The organism is [Leptolyngbya] sp. PCC 7376 (assembly GCF_000316605.1).
Classification (GTDB): domain Bacteria; phylum Cyanobacteriota; class Cyanobacteriia; order Cyanobacteriales; family MRBY01; genus MRBY01.
Map to the genome: position 1 here is coordinate 4,964,645 of NC_019683.1, position 17,831 is coordinate 4,982,475.

Here is a 17,831-nt window from a genome sequence, read left to right on the forward strand (position 1 = left end):
GATTTAGGGGCGATCGCCGAATTCTTTTTCGCCAACAGGAAACATTCTAGAGTGGAGAACTTTCTAGATAAGTAGTAGGCTTCTGGGCTAAATGTGCTACAAGAAGAAAGCTTTGTAAATTTGGTGGTATGAACAAAAATTATCTGTTGTACATCGGCGTATTTCTTGCAGGAGCTGTAATTACTCCTCTGTACCTCAGCTTGTTCAATGATAACGATGGCGACCCTGCGGAAGCAGCTAGCGAAGAGTTGCTCTTTGAGGAGACGGAGACCACTACTGCGACAGATTCAGGCTCCCGCTCCAATCAAGTTTTTGTTCCCATGGACAGCCAAGAGGTGATTGAAAACGACTATGCCATTAGTCCAGAAGTAAGAATTCCCACTTCTTTGCCGCAATATGCCGCAAATCAGCCAAGCATTCCCGGCTACCCAAATTACGGCGCGATTCCTCCAGTCGCTCTAAGCTTTCCAGAGCAGAAGAGTACTCTAAAAACATCGCCACAAAAATCCTCAGCATCAGAAGATCAGGCGATCGCCCCTAAGATCAATACTTCTGCGCCAATCCTCGGCAATTTCACGAAAGATCTCTCTGACAATATTTTTATTCCCCCAAACACTCGGCCTGATCCAAACGCCCAAGCACCAGAACCTTTCGAAACCGAGGCGATCGCCCCAAATTCTGTTGATCTCAATAACTTTCTAGAGAACGACACCAGTTCAGATAATTGCAAGCCCACCAATACCAACAACCCTTTCCGGCCAAACACCTGTAGTTAAGTTTTTCCAATATCAATAAAAGCTCCTTAAGCATCACAAAGTAGATGCCAAGGAGCTTTTTCTTTTTGCTATGGTTTCAAATTTATCAATAAAAAAGAGAGCAAGACTTGCTTACCCTCTCAAAAATTACTTAGTTGAATATTTATCTATATCAACTTAGAGGATGTCTGAAAAGGGTCTGACCGTAACTTTGGTCAAAATGAGTTGCACGTAAAAATAAGCACTTCAGGCGATCAACCTGGTGGAATTTACGCAGCCTTTATCGAACATAAAGACTTTTCAGACAACCTCTTAGCCAAGAACTTTCTTTGCAGTTGCGAGAACATTTTCAACAGTGAAACCGTATTCCTTCATGATGATGCCGCCGGGAGCAGAAGCACCGAACGTGTCAACACCAACAACAGCACCTTCAAAGCCAACGTACTTGTACCAGCTCATGGTGCAACCAGCTTCTACAGCAACACGCTTGGAAACGGAAGCAGGAAGTACAGACTCTTGGTAAGCTGCATCTTGCTCTTCAAAGCGATCTACACAAGGCATGGACACAACACGGACATTCTTGCCTTCGGAACGGAGGGCAGTAGCAGTCTCAACACAGAGTTGAACTTCGCTACCAGTACCGATGAGAATGATGTCAGGAGTGCCTTCACTATCAGAAAGAATGTAACCCCCCTTCTCAGCTTTCTCAATAGAGCTGCCTTCGAGGTTAGGTAGGTTTTGGCGAGTAAGAGCAAGTAGAGTAGGAGTCTTCTTACTTTCCACAGCAACCTTGTATGCACCGGATGTCTCGTTTACATCAGCGGGACGATACACATAGAGGTTAGGAATTGCACGAAGAGATGCAACCTGCTCAATAGGCTGGTGTGTAGGACCATCTTCACCGAGAGCAATGGAATCGTGGGTCATAACCCAGATAACGCGAGTCTCAGAGAGTGCAGACAAACGGATGGAGTTCCGCATGTAGTCACTGAAGATAAGGAATGTTGCACCGTAAGGAATGAGGTTAGTGCCGTGGAGGGCGATCGCATTACAAATCGCACCCATTGCATGTTCCCGTACACCGAAGTGAACGTTACGGTTTTCGTAAGCGCCTTTTTGGAAATCGCCAGAAACTTTAATTTCAGTCAAGTTGGAGTGAGTCAAGTCAGCGGAACCACCAACTAACTCATCCAATACAGGGGCGATCGCATTAAGAGTTGCTTGGGAGTGCTTACGAGTCGCAAGACCAGCAACATCAGGAGTTGCAGTGGGGAGACAATCAGCCCAGTTAGCGGGAAGTTCACCGGAGAGGAGACGCTCAAGCTCAGCAGCTTTGTCAGCATACTTAGTCTTGTAGGTCGCCATGGTTTGGTTCCATTCAGCTTCAGCACTTGCACCGCGATCAACAGCCTTACGGAAATGGCTTAGAGCATCTTCGGGAACTTCAAAAGGACCATAGTTCCAGTCGAGTTCCTTTCGAGTCAATTCAATTTCAGATTCACCAAGTGCCGCACCATGAACGCCAGCAGTATTGCCTTTGTTAGGAGAGCCATAACCAATAATGGTGGTGACTTTAATCATTGTGGGCTTGTCAGTGACAGCCTTTGCTTCCTCAATCGCTTTGGCGATCGCATCAGTGTCAGTGTTGCCATCTTCTACATGAAGAACGTGCCAACCATAAGCTTCAAAACGAGCACTTACATCTTCAGTGAAAGCAACATCAGTAGAACCATCAATGGAAATGTGGTTGTCATCATAAAGTGCGATGAGTTTACCCAAACCCCAGTGACCAGCAATAGAAGCTGCTTCACCAGAAATACCTTCCATGTTGCAACCGTCACCCATGATCACATAGGTGTAATGGTCGAATAGTGTTGCATCGGGCTTGTTAAAACGAGCAGCCAAATGTGCCTCAGCAAGGGCAAGACCGACGCCATTAGCGATACCTTGGCCTAGAGGGCCAGTGGTAACTTCAACACCAGGAGTCACAAAGTTCTCAGGGTGACCAGGCGTCTTAGACTTCCACTGACGGAATTCTTTAAGGTCATCAAGAGAAACACTGTCAAAACCAGCCAAGTACATCAAAGCGTACTGAAGCATGGAACCATGACCAGCAGACAGTACAAAGCGATCACGGTTAACCCAATTGGGATTTTTTGGGTTAAAACGCATGAACTTGTCCCAAAGCGTATAAGCCATGGGAGCAGCGCCCATCGGTAAGCCGGGGTGACCGGACTTTGCCTTTTCGACGCCATCAATCGCTAGAAAACGAATTGCGTTAATACAAAGTTGGTCGATAGATTGGGTAGCAACTGTCATAGTGCGAAGTATTTCTGACTGTAAACGACAAGTGGGAAAAAACGATAAGAGCTACTAATACATCTAGTATTGCGATGGGCTCTCCCAAAAAATTACACCCATCATCCCACTGTTGGGATCGATGGGCAAGAATGATTTCTGTCAAATCGATAACATTTGCTATGGCTTATATTTTTTAAAGGCCAATGTCACGTTATGACCACCAAAGCCAAAGGAATTTGATAGGGCAACCTCAACTTTGTGCTCACGGCTTTCGTTTGCAACATAGTCTAAGTCACAACCTTCCTGCGGATTTTCGAGGTTAATCGTGGGGGGGACACGGTCATTGGCGATCGCCATTGCAGTAGCAACAGCTTCAATACCACCGGAACCACCAAGCAAGTGACCTGTCATCGATTTGGTTGAACTAACAAGAATCTTATAAGCCTGATCGCCTAAAGCCTTTTTAATTGCCTTAGTTTCAGTAATGTCATTAGCGGGTGTGCTTGTACCGTGGGCATTGACATAGCTCACTTCATTCGGTGCAAGGTCAGCATCTTTAAGCGCCAATTCAATCGCGCGAGTTGCCCCTGAACCTTCAGGAGTTGGAGCAGTCATATGGTAAGCATCGCAAGTCATACCATAACCAACAATCTCGCCATAAATTTTTGCGCCACGGGCAAGGGCATGGTCAAGTTCTTCCAGAATTAAGATTCCGGCACCTTCACCCATCACAAACCCATCACGATCTTTGTCAAAAGGTCGGCAGGCATGCTTAGGGTCGTCATTACGACGAGACAAGGCACGAGCAGAGGCAAAACCCGCATAACTCAAAGGTGTAATAGCAGCTTCTGTACCACCAGAAATCATAGCTTTGGCATAGCCACGCTGTACTAGACGAAAAGCTTCACCGACGGCATTGGAGCCAGCGGCACAAGCGGTGACGGTACAACTGTTAGGACCTTGAGCACCTGTATGAATTGCAGTCAAACCAGCGGCCATATTACCGATCATCATCGGAATCATAAAGGGGCTACAACGACTTGGCCCTTTATTGAGATAAATAGTTTGTTGATCTTCTAATACTTTCAGGCCACCAACGCCTGTGCCAATCATCACACCAACATCAGGCGCATTACTTTCATCAATAACGAGGCCAGCATCAGTCAATGCCTGTTTGCTAGCTGCCACAGCAAATTGAGAAAAGCGGTCCATCCGCTTGGCTTCTTTCTTGGAAATAAATTCGAAGGGATCGAAGCCTTTAACCTCTCCGCCGATGCGACAGGCATGCTCAGATGCGTCAAAAGCTGTAATCAGATCAATACCGTTGCGACCAGCCATTAGACCGTCCCAATATTCCTCAAGGGTATTGCCGATGGGTGTAATCGCACCCAAACCGGTGATCACAACGCGATGCAGAGATGAGTTTGCCATAATAAAGTTTAAATCTATTTGCAGTGGTGAAGGGAGACGGCTTAGCAGTCTATGGGGTCAGAAGAAGTCAAAGATGCCACTTCAAACAACAAATCTAGCAAGAAAGCTGCGATTACTTATTAGAAAGTCGCAGCTCCACAACTAGAATTACAGAAATGTTCTAAAACTGAATTAGCTAGCTTTTTTAGAGTCAATAATTGTCACTGCTTCACCGACAGTCGTGATTTTCTCAGCAATATCATCGGGAATGTCAATATCAAACTCTTCTTCGAACGCCATAATGAGTTCTACTGTGTCAAGGGAGTCTGCTTCCAAATCGGTAATAAAGTTAGCCTCAGCGGTTACTGCGGCTTCATCGACATCTAATTGCTCGACGATAATACCTTTGATTTTGTCAAAAATTTCTTGGTTCATTGAACTGTTGATTCCTAAAATTTGTCTAAGCGCAATTGTGCTTTAAAGAGTAAGCGCTCATCAATTTAGCATTTCGTCGTGCTAGCTAAAAACAGACTTACTAAATTAACATAAACTTCAATTATTGTATCGGATGGTGGTTCCCTTACTAAAGGCGATCGCCGAAAAATATTTTTGAAAGGATGATTGTCAGGAATGAAGGGGAATAGATACACTGGTTTCGGTATTAAGAACGAGAGAAGCAACCGATAATGTCAGCCATCCGCGCACTACATCAACAATTAATGTCCAAGGAGCGTTCTGCTGTCGAAATTTTGACAGAAACTTTTGAGCGTATTAAAGCGGTAGAGCCGGATGTAAAAGCTTTTTTGACCCTCACTGAGGAGCAGGCGATCGCCCAAGCCAAAGCAGTCGATGCCAAGATCGCAGCAGGTGAAGAGATTGGGTTATTAGAAGGCATTCCCATCGCCATTAAAGACAATCTCTGTACCAAAGGTATTCAGACTACTTGTGGATCGCGTATTTTAGAAGGATTTATTCCAGCTTATGAATCCACTGTCACCCAGAAATTACGTGAAGCAGGCGCGATCATGGTGGGGAAAACAAACCTCGATGAGTTTGCAATGGGAAGTTCCACCGAAAATTCTGGTTATCAGGTGACGGGTAATCCTTGGGACACAACCCGTGTACCGGGGGGCTCATCAGGTGGTTCAGCAGCAGCAGTGGCGGCGGATGAAGCGCCAATTTCCTTAGGCTCTGACACAGGTGGTTCAATTCGCCAGCCAGCTTCTCTTTGTGGTGTTGTCGGGATGAAACCCACTTATGGACTGGTCTCCAGATTTGGGTTAGTAGCCTATGCTTCCTCCCTTGATCAGATTGGCCCATTCGCGAAAACAGTTGAAGATGCCGCAATTTTATTAGAGGCGATCGCCGGATATGACTCGAAGGATTCCACTAGCCTCAAAGTTGAGATTCCTGAGTACAGCAAACTCTTAAAACCCAGCCTAAGCTCCAAGCCCAAACTCAAAATTGGTGTTATCCAGGAAACCTTTGGTGAAGGATTAAGTGACGAAGTTGAAACAACCGTTAGACAAGCTATTGATCAACTTCAAGAACTAGGTGCAGAAATTGAAGTCGTTTCTTGTCCTCGTTTCCGTGATGGCTTAGCGGCTTACTACATCATTGCGCCTTCGGAAGCATCTGCGAATTTAGCGCGATACGACGCAGTGAAATACGGGGCTCGTGATCCTGAGGCAAATAACCTTATGGACATGTACACTCAGACGAGAGCAAGCCGTTTTGGAGCCGAGGTCAAACGCCGAATCATGTTAGGAACATACACCCTATCAGCTGGCTACTATGATGCGTATTACCTCAAAGCCCAGAAAGTCCGCACTCTGATCAAAGAAGATTTTGATGCAGCTTTCGCAAAAGTCGATCTACTCATCTGTCCGACCTCACCGACAACCGCATTTAAAGCTGGTGAAAAAACAGATGATCCTCTCAGCATGTACCTCTCCGACTTGATGACAATTCCGGTAAATTTAGCAGGCCTGCCCGCTATGAGTATCCCTTGTGGCTTTGACAAACAAGGATTACCCATTGGCATGCAATTAATCGGTAATGTCTTAAAAGAAGATTTACTCTTCCAAGTTGCCCATGCCTACGAACAATCCACTGAGTGGCACAAAAAGGGCGCAACTCTCTAAATCTCAATCCAAAGCAAAAACTAAATAAAGCAAAAAGCAGATGATCTTAGATCATCTGCTTTCTTATAGCTAAATTTATTGGATAGCAGGAGTAGGCGATCGCCTACTCCAAACCAAACAATTACTTAACGCTAGCCTTAGCACCAGCTTCTTCAAGCTTAGCCTTGATTTCTTCAGCATCTTCCTTGCCAGTTGCTTCCTTGATTGCCTTAGGAGCAGCCTCAACAAGACCCTTAGCTTCCTTAAGACCAAGACCTGTAACACCACGGACAACCTTAAGAACTGCAATCTTCTTAGCAGCAGGAACTTCTTCAAGAATGACATCAAATTCAGTCTTCTCTTCTTCAGGTTCAGCAGCAGCACCGGCACCAGGAGCAGCCATTACCATGCCACCAACAGGCGCAGCAGCACTAACACCAAAAGTGTCTTCGATTTGCTTAACAAGATCAGCAGCCTCTAAAAGAGTTAAAGACTTCAACTTATCCAAAATTTCATCAGTAACTGCAGACATTAGGATATCTCCTTAAAAAATAGAAATTTACTTGTAAAACTACTTGATTAAAACTGCACAGGCATATCTTCAGCACAGCGCAATCAATCCAGCGGTTACGCCGCTTCTTTTTCGGAAACAGCTTGCAATGCTCTTGCCAAAGAACCAGGAACCTCGTTGATTCCGATAGCAATCTTGGCAGTAACAGCGTTGAGTGCACCAGCAATCTGACCGTAAAGTTGATCCTTTGTTGGTAGATCACCAAGCGCTTCAATCTGAGCACTATCTAAAGCCTGACCTTCCATTACGCCGCCACGAAGTTCAGTTTTCTTCGTTGCTTTGCGGAATTCTTTATAGGCTTTAACAGCGGAAGCGACATCTTCACCTGCAATCAAAAATGCAGTTGTGTCCTTGAGAAAAGACTGCATAGGCTGCCAGTTCTCATCGCCTTCAACAGCTTTGTGCATCAAAGTGTTTTTAGCAATTTTGCACGACGCACCGACAGGGCGAAGACGGTTACGAAGATCTGTGATTTCAGCAACGGTCAAACCTTTGTAGTCAATCACAAAGATCAAATGTGCATCTTTCACTAGCTCTTTAATTTCTGTAACCAGAACTTGCTTTTCTGCTAGCGATTTTCCCATTACATTTTCACCTCCTTTTATCGGGAAAGGTTAATAGGGGGGTAGCGATAAAAATAGACCCTGACATAGATACGCCAAGGTCTCGCTCAATTCTCCAAATCAAATTTGGAAAAACTTGTTTTATGTAGCGATGTACCTCGGCAGGATATTAAGTAAAAATGATTTACACCTGCTGTCTTTGGTAGCAATACAAAAAATATTTAATTTAGAAATGCATCAATCCAAAATAATCGGATTAAACACTACTCTTCAAGTACAAGGTCACGGAGTGAATTGATATCAACTTCAATGGAAGGACCCATCGAAGCAGAAACATAAACACTGCGCCAGTAGCGACCCTTTGCACCAGAAGGACGATTACGATCAATCGTTTCCTGAAGAGTTTTCAAGTTTACCAGAAGATCTTCCGCAGAGAAAGAAGATTTTCCAAATAGAACATGAACGATACCAGCTCGATCTGCACGAAACTCTTGCTTACCAGCTTTGAATTCAGTGATCGCAGCAGCCACATCAGTGGTTACCGTGCCGCCTTTAGGAGAAGGCATCAAACCACGGGGACCAAGCTGACGACCAAGGCGAGCCACTTTCGGCATCATGTCAGGCGTCGCAATTAGAACCTCAAAGTCCATCATACCTTTCTGGATATCTTCGATCAGTTCTTCAGAACCAACCAAATCAGCACCAGACTCCTGAGCGACCTTGACCTGTTCACCACTGGTAATTACAGCAACACGAACAGATTGACCTGTACCTTTAGGGAAACCAACAGTTGTTCGGATTTGTTGGTCTGTGTACTTAGGATCAATGCCTAAGCGGATGTGAGCTTCAGCAGTTTCATCAAACTTTGCTGTAGCAGTTTCCTTCAATAATTGAAGCGCTTCAAGGGGTTCATATACTCGATCTTGAACCTTATCTTGAGCCTCACGAAAACGTCGAGACAGTTTTGCCATAAACACTCCTTGGGTACAAACGAGACACACGCCTCTCCCCAATAACAAAATAATTTCTGAATTAAAATTCTACACAGGTTGAAAACAAAAAAGTTTTCACCTTTAGTCAGCTAAAGTGACGCCCATATTACGAGCAGTACCTTCAACGATATTCATAGCGGCCTCAATGTCATTAGCATTAAGGTCAGGCATCTTAATTTCTGCAATTTCCTTAAGTTGAGCACGAGTAATGCTACCAACCTTATCTTTATTAGGCTGACCAGAACCCTTCTCAACACCAGCAGCCTTACGAATTAAGACAGAAGCGGGTGGGGTCTTAAGAATAAAAGTGAAACTACGGTCTTCATAAACCGAAATCTCTACCGGAATAACCATGCCAGCCTTGTCAGAGGTCTTAGCATTGTATTCCTTACAGAATGCCATGATGTTGACACCATGTTGACCCAATGCAGGACCAACAGGAGGTGCAGGGTTAGCCTTACCAGCGGGCAAAGCCAACTTAATTAATGTAACTACTTTTTTTGCCATCTCTAGCCCTGTTTTTCTACTTGATTAAATTCGAGTTCTACTGGAGTATCTCGACCAAAAATTGACAAGAGAGCCTTTAACTTGCTGCGTTCAGGACTAACCTCAACAACTTCGCCTTCAAAATCCTTAAATGGACCAGACAAAACCATAATTTTGTCTCCCACCGCCATATCAATTTTGACAGTCGGTTCAGCGACTTGAGCACGCTTAAAGATACGCTCTACTTCAGCTCGACTAAGGGGAACTGGCTTCACATGACCTCTTCCACGGCCAGTACTGCGCTTCTGCTCAGCACCGACAAAATTAATCACATGAGGCGTGTTTTTCACCACTTGCCAAGCTTCGTCATCAAGAGCCATTTGGATTAAAACATAGCCAGGAAAAACTTTTTCTTCACTATGTTGGCGGCTACCATCCTTACGAATTTTCACAGTTGGAGTCTGAGGAATCTGCACCTGTAAGATACGATCCGCGACATCCAAAGTATGCACCCGCTGTTCGAGATTAGCTTTCACCCTTTTCTCGCATCCGGAGGCAACTTGTACTGCGTACCATCGTGGCTTGATACCAGCCTGTACCTCTTGCTGTTCTTCTGAATGTTGTTCCATCACAAATAAGTTTTAGGAGTCTCTAAAATACTCTGCCGGAAATCCAAATGAACAGATTGTCAACAACATAGACAATAGTTGCGACAAGGATCACCATCAAAATGACGGCGGCTGATTCGCTAAACAATTGCTGACGAGACGGCCAAACAACTTTGCTAAGTTCTTTCTTCGTTTCATTCGCATATTGAACGACGTCTAAGCCGTCGGACTTCTGCTCTTCAGCATCAACCGCTTTTTTAGTTTTTGCCACAGTTTAGAAACTCCTCCCCAGAGCATCAATGTTTTATCACTAAATTTTAGTCTAATTCTAAACGCGCCCTGGAGGACTTGAACCCCCGACATCAGGTTTTGGAGACCTGCGTTCTACCAACTGAACTAAGGACGCTAGATGATTTTCATCAAATAAGCCTTAGCAAGTATAGCATGTTTTCCTTTAAGCAACAAGACTAAACCTAGATTGAGCGGTCAAAACGTTGCTTAATACGGGTCGCTTTACCAACGCGATCACGAAGATAATAGAGCTTAGCTCTACGCACTTTACCGCGACGCATCACTTTAATATTGTCAACAAGGGGAGAGTGAAGTAAGAAGACTCTTTCTACGCCAACTCCTTGAAAAATTTTGCGGACAGTGATGGTTTCATTAATGCCACCATTGCGCATAGCAATAACGGTGCCTTCGTAAGGCTGAACCCGTTCTTTATTGCCTTCTTTGATTTTGACTCCGACACGAACTGTATCGCCAACGTAGATAGTTGGCAAATCACCTTTGAGGTGTTCAGATTCGATGGAGTTTATGATTGCTTCAGCGTTCATGGCTTTCCAAAAAACTCACGATTTATCAGTATATGGACAAATTCTTTTTAAGTCAAAAGAATGGTGGGACAAAAACTCGTCTAATCATGACAAATTGCCCACAGAAAAAGTGAGCCATGAAGACTCACTTTTTAAGATTTGAATTCGTCAATCAAGTTATATATCTCAAATAAGATTTGAATTTAGAACTTGAAAGTTGTACGAACTGCACCAACCCAGATAGTGTCATTGCTATCGTTATGGTTGGGGTTGAAGACTGCATATGCACCAGGAGTAATGGTGATATTTTTATTAAGCTTGTAACGATACTGAAGTTCAGCAATGTAAGAAGTATCAGAATCATCACCGATCATATTGTCGTTGCTAGTCACTTTGGGAGGCTGACCGAACATAAGTCCAAGGACATTACCTGTGCCACCGACATCTTTCAGAGCCAGTTGAGCTGCCCAGGTCCAGATGTCAGCGTCTTCATCTGCAGATTCGTTGCTTGCATCTGTATAACCTACCCAACCAGAAAGATTGAACTTCTCAGAAACAGCCCAGCTACTGGAGATACCAAAGTTATTAGAGCTTATAGGAGAACCACCAAAGAGGTTTGTCGCTCTACCATCCGTAGTAGATCCTGACAAGTCATCACTATCACCACGATCATAGCCATTGACATAAGTGAAGGCGATATCCAAGCTATCACTAGGAGAAACGGCTAACTGAGCACCGAGGCTATATTCACCGTTGAACAAACCTCTTGCCTGAGAAGGGTTGGAAGCTTGACTGTCGCTAGCAATGTAAGCAGCAGAGAACTTCACTTTATCGCTGAACTTGTAGTTAAAGCCAGCACCAGCACCGGAAGAACGACGCAAAGTAGCGGGATTACGACGAGCAAAACGAGATAAAGCACCAGTACCACTACTTGAGAAATAGGGGTTATTGATGTCAAAAATATTGTGGATACCTAGACCAACAGCACTAACATAACCACGACCTTTCTGGCCTAGGGGAAAATAATAGTACAAATCATCAACTTCAATGCTATTACCAGTACTTGCATCATGGCCAAGACGAGTACTATCAGTGCCAGTGATGTCGTCTCTGAGAGTACCACTACCTCCGAAGTTACCTGCTTGGAGACGAGTGCGTAAGCGGTCTTTACCATCTTCGCGGAAGCTAGTATCAAGATTTAGACGAACACGATTGTTGAAAGTAACTTGAGAGTCAAGGTCGCCGCCACCAGCTCGGTTTTCACCAAAGGCATTTGCAACGGTGAATATTGCTTCACCCTTTAGTTTAGTTGTAGTGGAGAACTGATTGTCCTCGAGGAACTCAACACGGCCTTCGATGTCATCTACGCGAGCACCAAGGGTTGCTAGTTCAGCTTCAAATTCTTGAACGAGAGCGCGGAGACGAGTGATGTCTGCTGCGTCAGGAGTATCGCCACCTACGATAAGACGCTCAATTTGTTGCATACAAGCGTTTAGACCTGCTGCGAACTCATAACGGCTGAGGGGACGGTTGCCGCGGAAAGTGCCGTCAGGATAACCAACGATACAGTTGTATTTCTCAACGAGGTTACGTAGTGCGTCAAATGCCCAGTCAGAGGGCGCAACGTCACGCAGTTGGAAAACGCTGTTAACTTGCGCAAAAGAACTTGTGTCGTTGTACTGGCTAATTTGGTCAAGAACAACTTTGCTATCTTCGGCAATCGCCGCACTGGAGAGGGCAACAGTTGCACCAAGGGCAACGGATGCACCACCGAGAAGAGTTCTCATTTTTTTAGACATTGTCAAATCAAGCCTCACACCTGAAATTTTTCTTTGGAATATATTTCGAATCAAGGCAGCATGGTATGCAGCCAAAACTAATGCAATAGATTAGCAATAGGAGCTTATGCTCGAATTAGATTATATATATCCTTCTGACAAAAGCACAATGTCCAGATGTCAGTAGTTTTTAATACATAATCTCTATAAATCTAATGCATTTTCAGCAAAAACTTAATGCTTTCTCAGTAAACCCGAAAATTATTAACGGGTCTTTGATGATGGATTAATAGCAGGTTAATTTTCAGCGAATAGTTTTTGTGGAGTAATAATGAAAAATTATTCAAATCTTTTAGCAAGACGCCGTCAGTTAGCGGCAAGTTTACATCTACCTGTATTGCTATTTGCAGGCGATCGCCTCAGTCGTAATTTTCGAGCGAATAAATATCCTTTTCGGGCTAGTAGCCATTTTCTCTATTTTGCGGGTGCGCCTTTAGCGGGAGCAGTGTTATTTCTAGACGGCGATCGCCAAATTATATTTTTTGATCTTCCAACATCCGATGATGCGTTATGGCACGGTGAGTTTATGGGAGTCGAAGCACTACAGTCAAAATTCGCTGTCGATGAAATTTTACCGAAATCGGCGTTAAGCAAATATGTTCAAGGAGCAGCAACGATTCCACTCACTGATCCCTTTCAAAGACTAGAGCAATCTCAGGCTTTAAAACGACCTTTAACAGCTCCGAATCAGCTTTCTGGTGGCGATCGCCAACTCGCAGAAGCCATTATCAATTTACGATTACAACATGATGATGGGGCGATCGCCGAAATAAAAAAAGCCATTAACGTTTCTATCGAAGCCCATCAACGTGGCATGAAAACGGCTCAAAAAATGCAGACAGAAACTTCTGTAAGGGCAGCAATCGAAGGTCACTTTCTCGAAGAACAAATGCCCTGCGCCTATCACAGTATTGTTTCGACAGCAGGCGAGGTTTTACATAATGAATCATCACCCAATGACCTAAAAGCAGGCGACTTATTACTAGTTGACGCTGGAGCGGAGACCTCTTGCGGTTGGGCTTCTGATTTAACCCGCACTTATCCTATCAGCGGCAAATTTTCTCCCACTCAACGCGATATTTACAAGATTGTTTTAGAGGCTCATGATCAGGCGATCACCGCCCTCAAACCCACTGCCGAATTTCGTGATATCCATCGACTCGCCACAAAAATAATCACCGAGGGACTACTCGACCTCGGCATTCTTCAGGGGAAACTTGATGACCTCATTACCGAAAATATCACCGCCACCTTCTTTCCCCATGGCCTTGGTCACTTGCTGGGTTTGGACGTTCACGATATGGAAGATTTAGGCGATTTGGCAGGCTATGCTCCCAACCGCCAACGCAGCGAACAATTCGGCGAGTGCTTTCTCCGTCTTAATCGCCCTCTTCGAGAAAATATGGTGGTCACTATCGAACCTGGCTTCTACCAAGTTCCAGCTATTCTGGGCGATCGCCGTACCCAAAAACCCTTTAAATCAATGATTAACTGGGAAAAACTAGAACAATTTCAAGATGTGCGCGGCATTCGGATTGAAGATGATATTCAGATTACTGCCAATGGAGCCATCAACCTCAGCCAAGCACTGATTACCAGCGTCGATGATTTAGAGAACTTTATGAACCCTTAACTTGAATTAAGAAATCTCGCGAAATCCGTTTCCCCGAACTTTTCCCGTTAGATTGAGAATCAGATAAATACAGCAGTCGCAAAGATTTCAGAGCTGTTTACAAGATTTTTTGGGAGAAAATAATGATTCAAGAATTTAACAACTGCCTCAAACATAAAATTGCCTATGTGGCGATCGGTGAATTTAAACCTGGGCGCTTTTCGCAAGCCCAAGGACTCTACGAAAAAGCAGTTTCAACATACGACACAGGTTTTAAAGGCGCATTCCTATTGCAAAAAATGGGCACAAATTCAGATCAAGGCATTGCCATGATCCTCTGGGAAAACATCGAGGATATGGAAAAAAACCAAACTGAAGACGGCAAAAAAATAATGGAGGAAATGAACCAACTGTTCGCATCTCCCCCAGAAACTGATTTCTATGAAGTATGTAGCGAGATCAAACCCGCCCAGCCAGCTCTTGCCTAAGCTGTCGCTAAGCCACCCGTCGCAGAATCATCGGATGCCAATTGCTCTAACTGAGCCTGTTGATCTTGAGTAATACAAGCCTGAATCATGCCCTCGATCTCCCCCTCTAGAGCCGTCGCCAAACCAAAATTTTGGCCTAGACGATGATCTGTGACGCGATTATCTTTGTAGTTGTAAGTACGAATTTTCTCTGAACGTGAACCTGTACCAACCTGAGATTTTCGCATTGAGCTAACTTCATCTCGCTGTTTCTGAAGCTCCATTTCGTAGAGTTTTGCCCGTAAGATTTGCATCGCTCGCTCACGGTTTTGTAGCTGCGATCGCTCTTCAGTACAAAAAATACGGATCCCAGTCGGTTTGTGCATCAAATCAACCGCTGTTTCCACCTTGTTCACATTCTGACCACCAGCACCACCAGAACGAGCTGTGGTCATTTCAATATCCTTGGCGTCAATCTTTACTTCTACATCATCCACTTCCGGCATAATCGCCACAGTTGCCGTTGAAGTGTGAACTCGTCCGCCGCCTTCAGTGACAGGAACCCTTTGCACGCGATGCACACCAGCCTCGTACTTGAGCTTACTGTAAACACTTTCTCCTTGAACTTCGAGAATGACAGCTTTAATCCCTCCCATATCAGCGGTTGACTCACTGAGGAGCTTTAAACGCCAACCCTGTCCTTCAGAATAACGGGAGTACATTCTCAGCAAATCTCCTGCCCAAATACCAGCTTCATCGCCACCTGTACCAGCGCGAATTTCCAACATGATATTTTTTTCATCATTAGGATCTTTGGGCAACAAAAGAATTTTTAATTTTTCCTCTAGCTCCTCAATTTGAGCATCAAGATCAGCAACTTCCATTGCTGCCATCTCTTTCATTTCAGGGTCGCCAGCAGACTCTTTCAAAATTTCTTGGGCACCTTCGAGTTCTTCTTGAGTATTTTTCCAAGCTTCATATGTATTGACGGTCTCCTCTAAGGATGCGCGAATTTTTGCGACTCGTTGCAATTCGCTAGGATTTGTGGCGATATCAGGATCAGCTAAGCGACGAGTCATTTCCTGAAACGTTTGTTCTACAGATTTCAGTTTGTCCAGTAAATAAGCTTCAGCCATGATTCCAAATCTTTACGAATGAATACGAATAAACGACATATGTCCTAAAAAACAATTAACCCAGCAGGGATCTGCCGGGTTAATCATGTTCAAACAAGAGGTTACTCTTTGTCGTCGGAAGAGTTGCTCAACATACCGTACTTACGGAGGAAGCGGTCTACACGACCTTCGGTATCAATAATCTTTTGAGTACCAGTGTAGAAAGGGTGGTTACCAGACCAGATTTCAACGTTGATTTCAGGTTGGGTCGAGCCAATAGTCATTACAACTTCACCGTTGCAGATAACCTTGGCTTCTGGATACCATTCGGGATGAATATCAGCTTTAGGCATAGGACTAAATTATATATTTTGTGCAAATTTAAAGGTCTTAAACTAGCCAGAGGCGATCGCCCTTAACCAGTAAAAAGAAAAATTAACGCTTGGAGAACTGAGGTGCTTTCCGTGCTTTGTGAAGACCGTACTTCTTACGTTCCTTACAACGGGGGTCACGAGTTAAATAACCTTCAGTTTTAAGAGGTTGACGATTATCAGGATCGAGCTCACAGAGAGCACGAGCGACACCGAGCTTAACAGCATCAGCTTGACCAGTTAAACCACCACCATGGGCATTAACAAAAATGTCATACTCGCCTTCAAGACCTAAAGTTTCTAAAGGTGACTTAAGGACAGCAAGATAACCAGCAATACGGTTGAAGTAGTCTTCACCGGTGCGACCATTGACAGTCACGTTGCCAGAACCAGGAATTAAACGGACACGAGCAATGGAAGCCTTACGACGACCAGTACCCCAATAAACTGCACGATCTTGAGTATCAGTAGACATTTTTACTTAGAGCCTCCGGGAGTAGTGTTAATAGTCATAACTTCAGGTTGTTGCGCTTCATGGGGATGAGCCGCACCAGCATAAACCTTTAGCTTCGTGAACAAACGACGACCAAGGGCATTTTTTGGAAGCATACCTTTGACGGCCTTCTCAATGATGCGCTCAGGAATACGCTCTTGCAATTGATTGAAAGTCTCAACCTTCATTCCACCAGGACGACCGGAGTGACGACGATAAAGCTTTTGCTCAGGCTTACGGCCAGTTACAACAACTTTTTCTGCATTGATCACGACGACAAAATCGCCGGTGTCCATGTGAGGTGTGTACTCAGGCTTATTTTTGCCACGTAGCGTTTTGGCAATTTCAGTTGCTAAGCGGCCGAGACGTTGGTCAGCAGCATCGACAACGTACCATTTCTGGTCAAGGTTATCTTGTTTTGGTAAAGGGGTTTTAATCATAGGATTTTGCTTTTAATAGCACAAATAATAACTCTACTAATGGCTTAATAGAAAGGTGGGCTGGGTATCAAACCAGAGATGGGCTGGGAATAATGCTTTGGGATAACCTACTCGCAATAAACACAATCCTTTCGCCGGAGCGGAATATTTAACAAGGTCTCGTCTCTCAGTACTCCAAATCATCTTAAAGTCTTCGAGTGATCGCTTGCCTTGTCCAACATCTACCAACAGTCCAACTAAAAGACGAACCATCCCATACAGAAAGCCATTAGCTTGAATTTCAATATGAATAAAGGAGCCTCTACGAGAACATTCTGCCGCCTGCACTTCGACCCATGAATGGGTACGTTGAGAACCAGAACGGTGGAATGCAGCAAGATGATGCCGACCCATCAATGGAGTCATTGCCTCCTGTATCAAGGTTTCATCGAGAGGAGCCTGGTAATAATGCCAAGCCAATGGTTGGACAAAAAGGTTTGGGGCAGGGTGAGTATAAAGTGTGTAACGGTAGCGCCGCCAAAGGGCTGAGAACTGGGAGTGCCAATCGGTTTCAACTTCAGTCGAAGCTCGAATCACAATGTCATCGGGAAGACGATCATTGAGAATTTTGGCCCATTTATGTCCTGGTATTGGACTCTCACAGTCAAAGTGGGCAAATTGACCTGCGGCATGAACACCGCTATCAGTCCGCCCAGCACCATGTATTTTCGTGGTACAACTAAGAACTCCAGTTAAGGTGTCTTCGATAACTCCTTGTACTGTGCGTCCTTGTTTTTGTTTCTGCCAACCATAAAAGTTTGTCCCAAGGTATTGCACAACCATGGCAACACGCTTTCGATGATTAGACAGTTCGACAGACATTGGCGATCGC

The 17,831-nt window shown here is 44.5% G+C and carries 20 protein-coding genes, 1 tRNA gene and 1 other annotated feature; of the genes, 4 read left to right on the forward strand and 17 right to left on the reverse strand.

The window, feature by feature from the left end:
* The first annotated feature begins 128 nt into the window (after positions 1-128).
* A complete protein-coding gene (locus LEPTO7376_RS22230; RefSeq protein WP_015136253.1) occupies positions 129-776 on the forward strand; it encodes a hypothetical protein in 648 nt (215 codons plus the stop codon).
* 291 nt (positions 777-1,067) lie between these two features.
* Here the strand turns inward: LEPTO7376_RS22230 and tkt are convergent, their stop codons facing one another.
* The 3 genes from tkt to LEPTO7376_RS22245 form a co-directional block, all read right to left on the reverse strand.
* Positions 1,068-3,074 (reverse strand): transketolase, encoded by a 2,007-nt coding sequence (gene tkt, locus LEPTO7376_RS22235; RefSeq protein WP_015136254.1) that lies wholly within the window; start codon positions 3,072-3,074, stop codon positions 1,068-1,070.
* A 159-nt stretch (positions 3,075-3,233) separates the two neighbouring features.
* Positions 3,234-4,487 (reverse strand): beta-ketoacyl-ACP synthase II, encoded by a 1,254-nt coding sequence (gene fabF / locus LEPTO7376_RS22240; protein WP_015136255.1) that lies wholly within the window; start codon positions 4,485-4,487, stop codon positions 3,234-3,236.
* 171 nt (positions 4,488-4,658) lie between these two features.
* The gene (locus LEPTO7376_RS22245) at positions 4,659-4,901 is read right to left on the reverse strand and encodes an acyl carrier protein (protein ID WP_015136256.1); all 243 of its coding nucleotides are present in this window, start codon (positions 4,899-4,901) and stop codon (positions 4,659-4,661) included.
* Positions 4,902-5,152: 251 nt separating this feature from the next.
* On the opposite strand from LEPTO7376_RS22245, the gene gatA reads away from it, so the two are divergent.
* Positions 5,153-6,610: an Asp-tRNA(Asn)/Glu-tRNA(Gln) amidotransferase subunit GatA gene (gatA, locus tag LEPTO7376_RS22250; RefSeq protein ID WP_015136257.1), complete on the forward strand. Its 1,458-nt coding sequence runs from the start codon at positions 5,153-5,155 to the stop codon at positions 6,608-6,610.
* Between the two features lie 121 nt (positions 6,611-6,731).
* Here gatA and rplL read toward each other — a convergent pair whose 3' ends face one another.
* The 9 genes from rplL to LEPTO7376_RS22295 all read right to left on the reverse strand — a co-directional run bounded on the left by rplL (position 6,732) and on the right by LEPTO7376_RS22295 (position 12,411).
* A complete protein-coding gene (rplL, locus tag LEPTO7376_RS22255) occupies positions 6,732-7,121 on the reverse strand; it encodes a 50S ribosomal protein L7/L12 (protein WP_015136258.1) in 390 nt (129 codons plus the stop codon).
* A 95-nt stretch (positions 7,122-7,216) separates the two neighbouring features.
* Positions 7,217-7,744, reverse strand: a complete 528-nt coding sequence (gene rplJ, locus LEPTO7376_RS22260; RefSeq protein WP_015136259.1) for a 50S ribosomal protein L10 — start codon at positions 7,742-7,744, stop codon at positions 7,217-7,219.
* Between the two features lie 41 nt (positions 7,745-7,785).
* Positions 7,786-7,944 (reverse strand) — a sequence feature (ribosomal protein L10 leader region).
* 42 nt (positions 7,945-7,986) lie between these two features.
* The gene (gene rplA, locus LEPTO7376_RS22265) at positions 7,987-8,694 is read right to left on the reverse strand and encodes a 50S ribosomal protein L1 (protein WP_015136260.1); all 708 of its coding nucleotides are present in this window, start codon (positions 8,692-8,694) and stop codon (positions 7,987-7,989) included.
* 102 nt (positions 8,695-8,796) lie between these two features.
* Positions 8,797-9,222: a 50S ribosomal protein L11 gene (rplK, locus tag LEPTO7376_RS22270; protein WP_015136261.1), complete on the reverse strand. Its 426-nt coding sequence runs from the start codon at positions 9,220-9,222 to the stop codon at positions 8,797-8,799.
* Positions 9,223-9,224: 2 nt separating this feature from the next.
* Positions 9,225-9,830, reverse strand: a complete 606-nt coding sequence (nusG, locus tag LEPTO7376_RS22275; protein ID WP_015136262.1) for a transcription termination/antitermination protein NusG — start codon at positions 9,828-9,830, stop codon at positions 9,225-9,227.
* A gap of 22 nt (positions 9,831-9,852) precedes the next feature.
* The gene (gene secE / locus LEPTO7376_RS22280; RefSeq protein WP_015136263.1) at positions 9,853-10,080 is read right to left on the reverse strand and encodes a preprotein translocase subunit SecE; all 228 of its coding nucleotides are present in this window, start codon (positions 10,078-10,080) and stop codon (positions 9,853-9,855) included.
* 62 nt (positions 10,081-10,142) lie between these two features.
* Positions 10,143-10,215, reverse strand: a tRNA-Trp gene (locus LEPTO7376_RS22285).
* Between the two features lie 67 nt (positions 10,216-10,282).
* Positions 10,283-10,645, reverse strand: a complete 363-nt coding sequence (gene rplS, locus LEPTO7376_RS22290) for a 50S ribosomal protein L19 (RefSeq protein ID WP_015136264.1) — start codon at positions 10,643-10,645, stop codon at positions 10,283-10,285.
* 182 nt (positions 10,646-10,827) lie between these two features.
* Positions 10,828-12,411 (reverse strand): iron uptake porin, encoded by a 1,584-nt coding sequence (locus LEPTO7376_RS22295; protein ID WP_225901148.1) that lies wholly within the window; start codon positions 12,409-12,411, stop codon positions 10,828-10,830.
* A 322-nt stretch (positions 12,412-12,733) separates the two neighbouring features.
* On the opposite strand from LEPTO7376_RS22295, the gene LEPTO7376_RS22300 reads away from it, so the two are divergent.
* Entirely contained in the window at positions 12,734-14,095 is a 1,362-nt protein-coding gene (locus tag LEPTO7376_RS22300; RefSeq protein ID WP_015136266.1) for an aminopeptidase P family protein, read from the forward strand.
* A gap of 122 nt (positions 14,096-14,217) precedes the next feature.
* Complete coding sequence (locus LEPTO7376_RS22305) at positions 14,218-14,562, forward strand: hypothetical protein (RefSeq protein ID WP_015136267.1); 345 nt, start codon at positions 14,218-14,220, stop codon at positions 14,560-14,562.
* On the opposite strand, the gene prfA is transcribed toward LEPTO7376_RS22305, so the two are convergent.
* The 5 genes from prfA to truA form a co-directional block, all read right to left on the reverse strand.
* Entirely contained in the window at positions 14,559-15,677 is a 1,119-nt protein-coding gene (gene prfA, locus LEPTO7376_RS22310) for a peptide chain release factor 1 (protein ID WP_015136268.1), read from the reverse strand. The genes LEPTO7376_RS22305 and prfA overlap by 4 nt on opposite strands.
* 101 nt (positions 15,678-15,778) lie before the next feature.
* Positions 15,779-16,009: a 50S ribosomal protein L31 gene (gene rpmE / locus LEPTO7376_RS22315; protein ID WP_015136269.1), complete on the reverse strand. Its 231-nt coding sequence runs from the start codon at positions 16,007-16,009 to the stop codon at positions 15,779-15,781.
* An 82-nt stretch (positions 16,010-16,091) separates the two neighbouring features.
* Positions 16,092-16,502, reverse strand: a complete 411-nt coding sequence (gene rpsI, locus LEPTO7376_RS22320) for a 30S ribosomal protein S9 (protein WP_015136270.1) — start codon at positions 16,500-16,502, stop codon at positions 16,092-16,094.
* Positions 16,503-16,504: 2 nt separating this feature from the next.
* Positions 16,505-16,960: a 50S ribosomal protein L13 gene (gene rplM / locus LEPTO7376_RS22325; protein WP_015136271.1), complete on the reverse strand. Its 456-nt coding sequence runs from the start codon at positions 16,958-16,960 to the stop codon at positions 16,505-16,507.
* Between the two features lie 36 nt (positions 16,961-16,996).
* A complete protein-coding gene (truA, locus tag LEPTO7376_RS22330) occupies positions 16,997-17,821 on the reverse strand; it encodes a tRNA pseudouridine(38-40) synthase TruA (RefSeq protein WP_015136272.1) in 825 nt (274 codons plus the stop codon).
* Positions 17,822-17,831 lie beyond the last annotated feature (10 nt).

Coding starts and splice junctions, on each gene's coding strand:
- LEPTO7376_RS22230 (WP_015136253.1), top strand. CDS start 129: ATGAACAAAAATTATCTGTTGTACATCGGCGTATTTCTTGCAGGAGCT.
- rplK (WP_015136261.1), bottom strand. CDS start 9,222: ATGGCAAAAAAAGTAGTTACATTAATTAAGTTGGCTTTGCCCGCTGGT.
- prfA (WP_015136268.1), bottom strand. CDS start 15,677: ATGGCTGAAGCTTATTTACTGGACAAACTGAAATCTGTAGAACAAACG.
- truA (WP_015136272.1), bottom strand. CDS start 17,821: ATGTCTGTCGAACTGTCTAATCATCGAAAGCGTGTTGCCATGGTTGTG.
- nusG (WP_015136262.1), bottom strand. CDS start 9,830: ATGGAACAACATTCAGAAGAACAGCAAGAGGTACAGGCTGGTATCAAG.
- LEPTO7376_RS22295 (WP_225901148.1), bottom strand. CDS start 12,411: ATGAGAACTCTTCTCGGTGGTGCATCCGTTGCCCTTGGTGCAACTGTT.
- rplA (WP_015136260.1), bottom strand. CDS start 8,694: ATGGCAAAACTGTCTCGACGTTTTCGTGAGGCTCAAGATAAGGTTCAA.
- fabF (WP_015136255.1), bottom strand. CDS start 4,487: ATGGCAAACTCATCTCTGCATCGCGTTGTGATCACCGGTTTGGGTGCG.
- rplM (WP_015136271.1), bottom strand. CDS start 16,960: ATGATTAAAACCCCTTTACCAAAACAAGATAACCTTGACCAGAAATGG.
- LEPTO7376_RS22305 (WP_015136267.1), top strand. CDS start 14,218: ATGATTCAAGAATTTAACAACTGCCTCAAACATAAAATTGCCTATGTG.
- gatA (WP_015136257.1), top strand. CDS start 5,153: ATGTCAGCCATCCGCGCACTACATCAACAATTAATGTCCAAGGAGCGT.
- rpsI (WP_015136270.1), bottom strand. CDS start 16,502: ATGTCTACTGATACTCAAGATCGTGCAGTTTATTGGGGTACTGGTCGT.
- rplL (WP_015136258.1), bottom strand. CDS start 7,121: ATGTCTGCAGTTACTGATGAAATTTTGGATAAGTTGAAGTCTTTAACT.
- rpmE (WP_015136269.1), bottom strand. CDS start 16,009: ATGCCTAAAGCTGATATTCATCCCGAATGGTATCCAGAAGCCAAGGTT.
- LEPTO7376_RS22245 (WP_015136256.1), bottom strand. CDS start 4,901: ATGAACCAAGAAATTTTTGACAAAATCAAAGGTATTATCGTCGAGCAA.
- tkt (WP_015136254.1), bottom strand. CDS start 3,074: ATGACAGTTGCTACCCAATCTATCGACCAACTTTGTATTAACGCAATT.
- rplJ (WP_015136259.1), bottom strand. CDS start 7,744: ATGGGAAAATCGCTAGCAGAAAAGCAAGTTCTGGTTACAGAAATTAAA.
- LEPTO7376_RS22300 (WP_015136266.1), top strand. CDS start 12,734: ATGAAAAATTATTCAAATCTTTTAGCAAGACGCCGTCAGTTAGCGGCA.
- rplS (WP_015136264.1), bottom strand. CDS start 10,645: ATGAACGCTGAAGCAATCATAAACTCCATCGAATCTGAACACCTCAAA.